Genomic DNA, 11,637 nt, shown 5'->3' with positions numbered 1-11,637 from the left:
ATGACGAACCCAGCTGCCGCACACCCGGACCAACTCAGCCCCGACACAGTGGTTGTGGCGGCAGGCCGGCCCGCCCGCGAGCACGACGCCCCGGTGAACCCGCCCCTCGTGCTGTCCTCCACCTATGTGGGCACGGGTCAGGTGGTGGACGGCGACCGGGCCTACGGGCGCTACTCCAACCCCACCTGGGATCCGCTGGAGGACGCCCTGGCGCAGCTGGAAGGCGCCACCCTGCCGGCGCTGATATTCAGTTCGGGCCTCGCGGCGGCCTCCGCAGCCCTGTCGCTCGTCCCTGTTGGCGGCGTGCTGGTCATGCCCATCCACTCGTACCAGGGCGCACTTGTCATGGCGCAGGAGCTGGCGGCGAAGGGGCTCTTCACGCTGCGGACCGTGGACATTGCCAACAACGACGAGGTCATCGCAGCGCTCACCGGCGCGGGGGAGAAGGCCGCCGACATGCTGTGGCTGGAGAGCCCCACCAACCCCATGCTGGAAGTCGCCGACATCCATGTCCTGTGCCGCGCCGCGCAGGCCGTGGGCGCCGTCGTCGTCACCGACAACACGTTCTCCACGCCGCTGGTGCAGAAACCGCTGGAGCTCGGCGCCGACGTTGTGCTGCACTCCGTGACCAAATACCTGGCCGGCCACTCTGACGTCATCCTGGGCGCACTGGCCACGTCCAACCCCGAACTGCGCGCCACACTGCTGCACCACCGCTCCATCCACGGCGCCATCGCCGGCCCCTTCGAAGCCTGGCTGGCATTGCGCGGCCTGCGGACCCTGGCGTTGCGGGTTGAGCGCTCGCAGGCCAGTGCGCTGGTGTTGGCCAATCGTCTTGACACGCACGACGGCGTCACGAAAGTTTTGTTTCCCGGCCTGCCTTCGGACCCGGGTCACGCCCGCGCCAAGGCACAGATGAGCGGCTTTGGCTCCATCCTGTGCATTGAAGTCGCCGGTGGGGCCGAGGCGGCAAATGCGGTCGTTGAGGCGCTGTGCGTGTGGACGCCGGCCACATCGCTGGGCGGGGTTGAATCGCTCATCGAGCGCCGCCGCCGCCACGCCAACGAGCCCGATACGGTTCCCGAGAATCTCCTGCGCCTGAGCGTCGGCATCGAAAACGTGGAAGACCTCTGGAACGATCTGGAGCAGGCCTTCGCACTCGCAGCCCCGGGTGCCTCGACAGTCGCACCGGACACGGAGGCCTCGGAGACACCGGCCGTCTCTCCGGAGTAGCCGGCTGGCGGGTGCTTCGGCAGACGCGGCTACCGCGTCGGCCCCAGCTACCGCGCCGGAGCCGTAAAGCCGACGGCGGCTTCGCCAGCCGCTTCGGCTGAGTCTCCGGCCGGCATCCGGCGGCCACAACTGCGTTCGTGGGACGGGCACTTCCAACTCCGGTGTCGGCCTGTAAGCTTGAAGCGTGGTCATATTCTTGAACTTTGTGCAGTTTCTCATCCTGGTGGCTTTGGGTCTGGTGGCCCTGGGCGTTCAAGGGTGGGCCCTGAGCGACTGCCTGCGCACACCCGCATCCGACTTTGAGCGCGTTTACAAGCGGAGCAAGACCTTTTGGACTGCACTGACGGGCGGCGCTTTCTTCTTCGGCATCATTTACGTGCTGCCGCCGCTGATGAGCCTCACCGTGCCGCCACTGGGCATGAGCTTGATCCTCAGCCTGGCCGGGGTTACCGCGGCCGGCGTCTACCTGGCCGATGTCCGCCCGGTGTTGGCTGAGATTCGCGGCCGCGGCAAAGGACAGCAAAACCGCGGCTCCTCCTGGTAGCCATGCATTCCAGGCAGCCACGTCTGCCAGGCAATCAAGCCGCCCCCTGATCGCCGCGCGCCCCCAAGCGTGAACTCATACGCTGCACTGGACTTCCGTGGTGTGCATAGGCGCTTCTACGCGCCTCTGCCGACGAGGTCCTCGCATGATTTTACAGCTGCAGGGTCAACAGCCGACCACGCCACCGTGAGCTCGCCCAAACGCCAACGGGAGGGTGCACGCACAACGGGCCAGCCGTCGTCGTACATTTTCTGGCACATGAGCAGCCAGCGCTGCCTGTTGCCGAAGGACGCCAGTGGTGCCCCGGCGAGCCAATGCTTGTCCAGGGCCTGCAGGAAGTCGTGGATTCGTTGGCCGGGAAAATTGTGGTGGATGAGTGCTTTGGGCAGCCGTTCGGCGACGTCGGAGGGCAGCTCGAAGCCGCCAAAGCGCAGCGAAATTGTCAGCGACTGCGGGCCGGTGGCGTCCAGGGCGACCCAAGTGCTGCGACGTCCGATTTCATCGCACGTGCCGTCGACGAAGATGCCGTGCGGGGTCAGGCGGGAACAAACCGTGTCCCAGATCAGGCGGACATCGGCCTCGTCATATTGGCGCAGCACGTTGAAGGCACGCACCATGGTGGCATTGCCGGGGATCGGGATTTCAAAGCCGCCCACACGGAAATCGAGGCCCTCATGCTCGAGTTCTTTGGCGATGCGCACGCGTTCAGGCTCAATTTCAATGCCGGTGACGTGCGCGCCGGGGCAGACCGCGTGGATGCGCGAGTAGAGCTCAACTGCCGTGGCAGGGGATCCGCCGTAACCAAGGTCGACCACGAGCGGAGCGCTGTCGCGGCCCAGCCGCCACGCCTGCGGGCCCGCCAGCCAACGGTCGACCCTGCGCAGGCGGTTGGGGTTGGTGGTGCCGCGGGTGACGTTGCCAAAGGGCTTGTTGCGTTGCCGCGTTGTGGCTCTTGAGGGGCCGTTTGAGGTTCGGCTGGAGGGGTCGGCGGAAGCGCCTCTGACCCGCTGAGCACGTTGAACCACCTGGTAATTTTATTTGCCGCGCACTGCGGATCCAGACGATTTGGGCTCTTTGGCGCTATGGAACGGGACACATTTCCGGCTGCCAAGCGCTCCGCCGGTGCCCACCGCCGCTTCTACATCACGCCCCCGCGTCCGCCGCCACAACCTCGCTCCGCCGGTGCTGGGCACCCGCTTTTGTCCTAATCTGCGTACAACTGGCGGTGGGTGTGCCGCATGACACTGACATGCGGCACACTCGCGTCGGGTTGTGCGCAGAATAGGACGGCCGCACCCGCTGCCACCCGCCGCGCACACCTGCCACCGCCCCGCTGCCACCCGCCCGCACCCGCGCCCGCACCCTCGGCAGGCCCGCGGTCAACCCGGCGTAGCAATTCCGGTCCACGCACCCCCGCCCGGTAGGATGAAAGCATGACTTATACGTTGATTTTGCTTCGACATGGCCACAGTGAGTGGAACGCCAAGAACCTGTTCACCGGATGGGTGGACGTAGACCTGAATGACCAGGGTCGCACCGAAGCCGCCCGCGGCGGTGAGCTGCTGGTGGAGAACAACATTCTGCCCGACGTGCTGTACACCTCGCTCCTGAAGCGGGCCATCAACACCGCAAACCTGGCCCTCGACACGGCCGACCGCGGTTGGATCGACGTCAAGCGCGACTGGCGCCTGAACGAACGCCACTACGGCGCATTGCAGGGCAAGGACAAGGCCCAGACGCTGGCCGAGTTCGGTGAAGAGCAGTTCATGACCTGGCGCCGCAGCTACGACACCCCGCCGCCGCCCCTGTCCGACGACAGCGAATTCTCCCAGGCCCACGACCCCCGCTATGCAGACTTGGGTGACGCCCTGCCGCGCACCGAGTGCCTCAAGGACGTCCTCGTCCGCCTCCTGCCGTACTGGGAATCAGACATCAAGGTTGACCTCAAGGCCGGCAAGACCGTCCTGGTCACGGCCCACGGCAACTCGCTGCGCGCCCTGGTCAAGCACCTCGACGGCATCTCCGACGACGCCATCGCCTCCCTGAACATCCCCACCGGCATCCCGCTGGTCTACGAGCTCGACGAGAACTTCGCCCCGATCACCCCCGGCGGCAAGTACCTGGACCCCGACGCCGCAGCCGCCTCGATCCAGGCCGTCGCCAACCAGGGCAAGAAGTAACACATCGCCCCCGTGGAAATGTGATCCAGTGGCAATAGGCGCCAGCGGGGATGAGGGCTAAAGAATCCCTTTAGCCTGCATCCCCGGAAGTCCGACGGCGGGAGGTCACCTTTGTTGAAAAGGTGGCCTCCCGCCGTCGTGCTTTAAGTCCAAAACCTTAAAACAAAACAGCCGGTCCGCGCCGGAGCCGCCCATAAATGAGGGCGGCCCGGCGCGGGCCTGCTGGTGCGGTGCCGGGAAATCTAGACGGCGAGGAAGTCCTCGGGCTGCCATTCGCCGGTGACCAGGTAGGAGACCTTGCGGGCCACGGAGACGCCGTGGTCGCCGAAGCGCTCAAAGTACCGGCTGGCCAGCGTCACGTCCACCGTTGTTGCGGAGGTTTCGTTCCATTCCGGTGCGGCCATGGTGGTGAAGACGCTCTTGTGCAGCTTGTTGATCTGGGTTTTGGCGGTGGAAATGTCGCCCACCAGTTCCAAATCACGGCTGTCCAGCAACTCGGTCACCTTTTCGGCAATGAGAATGTCCAGGCGCGCCAACTCGGCAAACGTCTCCGTCAGGGAGGCGGGGATGACGTGGTTGGGGAAGCGCAGGCGCGTGAGCTGGCCAATGTGGCGGGCCAGGTCGCCCATGCGTTCTAGCGAGGCGCTCATCCGCAGTGAACCAACGATCATGCGCAGGTCGCTGGCCACGGGTCCCTGCAGTGCCAGGACGTCGATGGCGCGTTCGTCCAGGTCATTTTGCAGGAAGTCGATGCGGGCATCGGCGGCAATGACTTCCTGGGCCGTTTGCAGGTCGGCTTCGGCAAATGCTGTCGTGGCCTTGGTGATGGCCTCGCCAACCAATGCGGAAATCTCGATGAGTCCCTCGCCAATCTGGTGAAGCTCGGCCTGGAAAACTTTACGCACGCGTGTGTCCTTTCATGGGCAGGGCAGCATGGGCCCTCATTAGGCTCCAGCATGCCACCTGAATATGAACACGTCGGCACAATAAGGTGAACGTTTGTTGAACGGGTGGTGCCAAGAGGTTGTTTTGGCTAAAGTGGGGCCGCCACAGCATAGGCTGGACTGGTGGATCCCATGGTGGTTGGACTGATAGCCGGGCTCATAGGCCTGGCCTTGGGCATCTTTGGCATGTTCGCGTTCAGCCTCAGCGAGCGTTCCCGCCGGCTCACGCCCGACATTGGCGAGCCGACACTGCCCGACGGCGCCGCCGAAGTCCTGTCGGTGGTGGGCAAGGCCTACATTGTTATTGACACTGTCGACGGCGTGGTGCGCGCCAGTCCCGGCGCTTACGCCTTCGGGCTGGTCCGCGGCCACACGGTGGTGCACCAGGAGCTGCTGGAACTGGCCCACCGGGTCCGGCGTGGCGGTGTCATTGAGGAACGCGACTTGATCCTTCCCCGGGTGGTGCTGCCAGCTACCAGGCCAGCTAGCGCGCCGGCTGCCGTGCCGGCTGCCATGCCGGGAGCAACGTCGGCCGCCGCGCTTGGCGGGTCGCCTGCCGCAACCGGGCAGCCCCGCACCATCCCGGATTCCATGAGCGCCCACGGGGCGCCGGGTCAGGGGACGCTGGTGATCCAAGTCAGGGTGGCGCCCCTCGGTGAGGAGTACATTCTCCTGCTCGCCGACGACCGCACCGAAATTGCCCGCACCGAGGCTGTCCGCAACGACTTTGTGGCCAACGTTTCACACGAGCTGAAAACCCCCGTGGGGGCCATCTCGCTGCTGGCCGAGGCGCTTGAATCCGCCCCGGAGGACCAGGCAACCGTGCGCCGCTTCGCCTCACGGATGATGAAGGAGTCGGCGCGGCTGGCAGCCCTTGTCCAGGACATCATCGAGCTGTCCCGGCTGCAGGGCAAGGATGTGGCCAGCGTCGGCACCGAGGTGGACATGAACGCCGTGATCGCCGAGGCCGTCGACAGGACCCGCCTGCCCGCCCAGAGCAAAAACATCACCCTCGCCGTGGGCGGCCAGGTCCCGGCGGTGGTCCACGGCGACCAGCCCCAGCTCGTCACCGCCCTGCGCAACCTGATCGACAACGCAGTGCGCTACTCGGCCGACAACACCCAGGTGGGCATCGGGCTGTCGGTGCGTGACGACGTCGTCTCCGTCAGCATCTCAGACCAGGGCGACGGCCTCTCGCCACAGGAGCAGGACCGGATCTTCGAGCGCTTTTACCGCGTCGACGCCGCCCGCTCCCGGCACACGGGCGGCACCGGCCTGGGCCTGAGCATCGTCAAACACATCATCGGCAACCACGGCGGCGAGGTGACACTGTGGTCGGCCCCCAAGATGGGCTCCACGTTCACCGTGCGGCTGCCCCAACTTTCCAACCCAACGTCCGACGGCGGCACGCAGCACCGCGCCGACCGGCACCCCGGCTTGATCTAAAGGAGCGCAACGAGCGTGAGCAGAATTTTGATTGTTGAAGACGAGGATTCCATTAGTGACCCCTTGTCGTTCCTGCTGTCCAAGGAAGGGTATGAGGTTCAGGTGGCCGACAACGGCCTGGACGCGCTGGTTGAATTTGAGCGCAGTGGTGCCGATCTGGTGCTGCTTGACCTGCAGCTGCCGGGCATGAGCGGCACGGAGGTATGCAAGCACCTGCGCCAGCGCTCCACCGTCCCCATCATCATGCTCACGGCCAAGGACTCGGAGATTGACAAGGTTGTGGGGCTGGAGCTGGGGGCCGACGACTATGTGACGAAGCCTTATTCCTCCCGCGAGCTGATTGCCCGGATCCGCGCCGTGCTGCGGCGCCAGGCGGAACCCGAAGAGTTGATGGATTCCACGGTGCACGCGGGGCCCGTGCGCATGGACGTGGAACGGCACGTGGTCAGCGTGCACGGCGAGGCGGTCGCCTTTCCGCTGAAGGAATTTGAGCTGTTGGAAATGCTGCTGCGCAATGCCGGCAAGGTCCTCACCCGCGGCCAGCTGATCGACAGGGTCTGGGGCTCGGACTATGTGGGCGACACCAAGACCCTGGACGTGCACATCAAGCGGCTGCGCAGCCGGATCGAGCCCGACCCGGCCACACCAAAATTCCTCGTCACCGTGCGCGGGCTGGGCTACAAGTTCGAGCCCTAGGACTTGGCGGGCCCCAAGCCGCCCGCATTATGTGCACTCTCTTGTCATAAATGCGTCACTTGCGCTAAAAAGTTAGATTTTGGTTGCCCCTGTGTGGCATGCGTCATATGCTGTGACGGATAACATGCCTGTCGGCCGGTGCGGCCGCATTGAGACTTGAGGGACGTATTCCATGACTGCTCATTCTTTTAAGGCGCCGGGCCGCTACCGCGGGTTGAAGGCCGGGGCCATCATGGCGACCGCCGCGATGGGCCTGATGACCTTTTCAAGCCCCGCACTGGCGACCAGTGCCGGTGCGTCGGCGGAAACGGTTGTGACAGGCCCGGTGACGACGGAATCGTCAGCAACGACAGCATCGACAGCAACAACGGAAAGTACGGCGACGGCGGCAATGGCAGGCAACAAGGTCAACTTCCCCGGCAACGACGGACAGGGCCACGAGGTGACCTTTGATTCGAAGTCGTTCATGGTGGACGGGGAGCGGCTCAATGTCTGGTCCGGCGAGTTCCACCACTGGCGCCTGCCCGGCACCGACGACTGGCGGGACATGTTCCAGAAGATGCGGGCCAGCGGCTTCAACGCCGTCTCCCTGTACTTTTTTTGGGGCTTGCACTCCACCGAACCGGGCCAGTTTGATTTCACCGGCATCAAGGACATCGACCTGCTGCTGACCATGGCGGAGGAAGAGGGGCTGTATGTCATTGCCCGTCCCGGCCCGTACGTCAACGCCGAAATTTCCATGGGCGGGCTTCCGGCGTACCTGACGAAGAATGGTTCACATTCGCTGCGCAGCATGGACCCTGAGGTCCTGCGCGAGTCACTGAGCTGGCTTGATGCGTTCAACAAGATTGCCGTCAACCACCAGGTCACCGACGGCGGCGGCTCCATCGTCACGTACCAGGCCGAAAATGAGCTCCTCAACGAAGGCGGCGACCGTCCTGCCTTCATGGAGGAGCTGGTCACGAAAATCAAGGGTGATGGAATCACGGTGCCCGTCTTCCACAACGACTGGGGCTTCAACGGCGCCTACGTTCCCGGCAGCGGCACCGTTGGCGGCGATGTGGGCCTGGACTACTACGCCTTTGACCAATACCCGCTGGGCTTCAACTGCTCCAACGCCCGCGGCCAAATCCCCGACATGGAGTCCCGCTTCCGCGCGCGGACAACCACCAGCCCCATGTTCATTGCCGAGGGCCAGGGCGGCGCCTTCACACCCTGGGGCGCGAACTTCAACACCGACAAATGTGCCGAATTTGTTGACCCCGCCTTCACGCGCCAATACGGGGTGAACAACCTCAACAACGGCATCAACATGTTCAACTACTACATGCAGTATGGCGGCACGAACTGGGGCTGGACCGGATCGCCGTCGTCCGGTTTTACCTCCTACGACTATGGCGCGCCCATCAACGAGGACCGCCAGCTCACGCCCAAGGCCGCCGTGCAAAAGGAGCTGGGCTACTTCCAACGGGACTTTGAGCCGATTTCCAACATGGTTCCGCAGAACGGCGCCCCGGTCACCGTCGACGGCGGCGCCGGCACCATCAACTCCTACCAGCGCATCGCCACCGAAAACCTGGACACCGATTCGGTCTCCGGAAACGGCGCCCGCTACCTGGGCTTCCGCCAGGCCGACAGCAACACCACCACGGAGGCCCGGTTCACGGTGCCCCTGACGCTCTCACCGCGCGAGGACGTCATCGAAACCAGCTACACCACTGATGACCGGGACACGGACGCCATCACCTACACCGGCACCTGGGGCAAGTCGAACGGGGAGGCGTGGGCGGCCGGCAACTACAAGGGCACCGAAACGTTCAGCGACACCACGGGCGACTCCGTTGAGTACAAGTTCACCGGTGCCGGCATCCGCGTCATCGCGGCACAGTCGATCAACCACGGCTATGGCGATGTTTACCTCGACGGCGTGAAGGTTGGCCAGACCAACACCTACCGCGGCCAGAACGCGAACTTCCAGTACGTGGCCTTCCAGCAGGATGGGCTGGATGCCAGCGTCGAGCACACCCTCAAGATCGTGGTCACCGGCCAGAAGGACGCGGCGAGCTCCGGCACCAACGTCACCATCGATGCCTTTGACGTCATCGCCGCCCCGACGACACCGGGGGAGACCGCCCCGGAGGTGCCGGCGGACGCCATCAGCTTTGCGCGGATCCCGCAGAAGGCCGGCACGTTCCTGCAGCTGCACGGCCGGGACGCCAACATGGTCATCGCCGACTACGCCTTCAACGGCCAGAAGCTGATGTACAGCACCTCCGAGCTGTTTACGAAGCTGCCCGTCGAGAACGGCACCCTGCTGGTGCTGAACGGTGCCAAGGGCGACGACGGCGAAACAGTTCTCCAATACGCCTCCGAACCGCAGGTGGCCACCTTGGACGGCACTGCCGTGGAATCCACCTGGGATGCGGCGGCCAAGATGCTGCGCCTGAACTATGTGCACGGCAACGGCATCGCGGTGAGGATCAGCGGCGGCGGCGCCCCGGACCTGACCATCGTCACCACCGACCGCAGCCAAACGGGCCTGCAGTGGACTGTTGCAGGTGCGGTCAAGGGCGCCGGCGCCAACAAGACTGACGCCAACAAGACAGTCATGGCCACCGGCGTCGACCTGTTGCGCTCAGCCGAGTTCGACGGCGACACCGTCAACCTGGTGGGCGACACCAAGGAAGCCCGAACGATCGGTGTCTATGCACCCGCCGGGGTCACGAAGGTGAGCTGGAACGGTGCGGCGCTGGCCACGACTGTTGGCGCCACCGGACAGCTTGTGGCTGACCTGGCCGGGCCGGCCCCCGCCGTGCTGCCGGAGCTGACCAATTGGAAGGTCTCGGGCGAAAACCCGGAGGCCGCCGCGGACTTTGACGATTCCGCGTGGCTGGAAGCAACGGCCACCACGGCGGCCAACACCCGCCAGGGCCCCGGCCCCAACCAGGGCAAGGTCCTGGACACGGCGTTCCACGGCTTTTACGAGGGCGACACCTGGTACCGGGCACACTTCACGGCTTCCTCCGCTGCCACCAGCATCCAGCTGCAGGGGCAGGGCGGCAGCGCCGCGAACATGCTCGTCTGGGTCAACGGCACCTTTGCCGGCGCCGCGGCCGCCAACGGCAGCATGCAGACGTTGCAGGTTCCCGCCGGCGTCATCAAGTCCGGCGAAGAAACAGTGGTGTCGGCAGTTGTCCGCAACCAGGGCCAAAACCTTGACTGGAGCGATGACGGCCTTTCACGCCAGAACCGCGGACTCTTTGATGCGGTCCTGCCCAGCAGCGGCGCCGTCACCTGGAAGCTGCAGGGCGCCAAGGGCATGGCAGCCCCGGTCGACACGGACCGCACCATGTACAACACCGGCGGCCTCTACGGTGAACGCGCCGGCTGGTACCTGCCGGACTACCCCGACAGCGAGTGGGCCGACGCCACGGACTTCAAGCCTGCCAAAGCCGGGGTCACCTGGTACCGCAGCAACTTTGAGCTGGATGTTCCGGCCGGCACCGACACTGCCATCGCGCTGAAGGTCAACGACGCCAAGTTCGACGACGGCCGCCAGTCCTTTGCCCGGGCCGTCATTTACGTCAACGGCTGGAACACCGGAACCTGGGTCGGCAACGTCGGCCCGCAGAGCACCTTCACCATCCCGAGCGGCTTCCTGAACAAGGCCGGGGGCAACACGCTCGCCATTGCCCTCACCACGGAGCGGGACGCCCAGGGCCCGGATTCCTTCACGCTGGTTGATCGCGGAACCAGCCTCGGCGGCGTGCCCACCACGCTGAACACGGCGCCGGACTACACGCTGCCGGTTGTTGCGGCAGCGGCTGTCAAGCCGTCGTACGACGTCGGTGCGACGGCGGTCGTCAGCGGCACCTCGGCGCTGGCTGCGATTGGTGACGGCGCATTGACGGATGCGGTGGTCGCCTTTGGTGACGACAGCGAGCCGGTGACGGTCCCGGTTGCCAATGGCGCCTTCTCGGCCGAACACAGCTTTGCTGCGCAGGGCACGTTTACGGCAACGGCAACCATCAAGGATGCTGTCTCCGGCGCTGTTCTGGGCGCCAAGTCCTTCGACATTGTTGTGGCTGAGGCGGGCACCGAGCCCACCGACCCGGCAACACCGACCGAAAGTGCCGCGCCGACCGAAACGGCAACGCCTTCCGAAAGTGCTGCGCCGTCTGAAACTGCAACGCCGTCCGAATCGGCATCACCGACGGAAAGTACTGTCCCCACCGACCCGGCAATACCGACCGAAAGTGCAGTGCCCACCGACCCGGCAGCACCCGAGGAAAGTGCAGTGCCCGCCGGCAATGCAACACCGGCTGGTCAGGGCTCGGCCGCTGCCAGCATGCCGGCGAAACCGTCCACGCCGGCAGGCATTGCCGCGACGAAAGATGATCTGGCCACGACAGGCGCCAACAGCACGTTGATCGCCGGGGTGGCGATCTTGCTGCTGGCGGCCGGTGCCGCGGCCGTCATGGTGATCCGTCGCAGGAAGCCCGGACACTAGCCGCAGCGGGGCAGGTTGGCGGCTGTGCACCGTTGCAAGTCAACGGTGCACAGCCGGGTAGTGGCCCAGCAAGGGCACAAAAAA

General features: G+C 65.2%; 8 protein-coding genes. 6 read left to right on the top strand and 2 right to left on the bottom strand.

Annotated elements, in window-relative coordinates; genetic code table 11:
• Together ACT3TS_RS13170 and ACT3TS_RS13165 are read left to right on the top strand one after the other, a co-directional pair.
• Positions 1-1,233 carry a trans-sulfuration enzyme family protein gene (locus ACT3TS_RS13170; protein WP_444531973.1) on the top strand — a complete coding sequence of 411 codons (1,233 nt, stop codon included), beginning with the start codon at positions 1-3 and terminating at the stop codon, positions 1,231-1,233.
• Between the two features lie 184 nt (positions 1,234-1,417).
• Positions 1,418-1,777: a DUF2516 family protein gene (locus ACT3TS_RS13165; protein WP_444531972.1), complete on the top strand. Its 360-nt coding sequence runs from the start codon at positions 1,418-1,420 to the stop codon at positions 1,775-1,777.
• 116 nt (positions 1,778-1,893) lie between these two features.
• Here the strand turns inward: ACT3TS_RS13165 and ACT3TS_RS13160 are convergent, their stop codons facing one another.
• Positions 1,894-2,802, bottom strand: a complete 909-nt coding sequence (locus ACT3TS_RS13160; protein ID WP_444531971.1) for a class I SAM-dependent methyltransferase — start codon at positions 2,800-2,802, stop codon at positions 1,894-1,896.
• Positions 2,803-3,210: 408 nt separating this feature from the next.
• On the opposite strand from ACT3TS_RS13160, the gene ACT3TS_RS13155 reads away from it, so the two are divergent.
• Positions 3,211-3,957: a phosphoglyceromutase gene (locus tag ACT3TS_RS13155; RefSeq protein WP_444531970.1), complete on the top strand. Its 747-nt coding sequence runs from the start codon at positions 3,211-3,213 to the stop codon at positions 3,955-3,957.
• Between the two features lie 242 nt (positions 3,958-4,199).
• On the opposite strand, the gene phoU is transcribed toward ACT3TS_RS13155, so the two are convergent.
• The gene (gene phoU / locus ACT3TS_RS13150) at positions 4,200-4,862 is read right to left on the bottom strand and encodes a phosphate signaling complex protein PhoU (protein WP_444531969.1); all 663 of its coding nucleotides are present in this window, start codon (positions 4,860-4,862) and stop codon (positions 4,200-4,202) included.
• A 171-nt stretch (positions 4,863-5,033) separates the two neighbouring features.
• Here phoU and ACT3TS_RS13145 point away from each other — a divergent pair, with 171 nt between their 5' ends.
• The 3 genes from ACT3TS_RS13145 to ACT3TS_RS13135 all read left to right on the top strand — a co-directional run bounded on the left by ACT3TS_RS13145 (position 5,034) and on the right by ACT3TS_RS13135 (position 11,553).
• Complete coding sequence (locus tag ACT3TS_RS13145) at positions 5,034-6,347, top strand: sensor histidine kinase (RefSeq protein ID WP_444531997.1); 1,314 nt, start codon at positions 5,034-5,036, stop codon at positions 6,345-6,347.
• Between the two features lie 15 nt (positions 6,348-6,362).
• Positions 6,363-7,043: a response regulator gene (locus ACT3TS_RS13140; protein WP_444531968.1), complete on the top strand. Its 681-nt coding sequence runs from the start codon at positions 6,363-6,365 to the stop codon at positions 7,041-7,043.
• A 172-nt stretch (positions 7,044-7,215) separates the two neighbouring features.
• Positions 7,216-11,553, top strand: coding sequence for a beta-galactosidase (locus tag ACT3TS_RS13135; RefSeq protein WP_444531967.1), 4,338 nt, complete (start codon positions 7,216-7,218; stop codon positions 11,551-11,553).
• Positions 11,554-11,637 lie beyond the last annotated feature (84 nt).

Source organism: Specibacter sp. AOP5-B1-6 (genome assembly GCF_052376555.1).
Lineage (GTDB): Bacteria > Actinomycetota > Actinomycetes > Actinomycetales > Micrococcaceae > Specibacter.
Note: the sequence above shows the minus strand (reverse complement) of the source record. Positions and strands in the feature narration are given on the sequence as shown.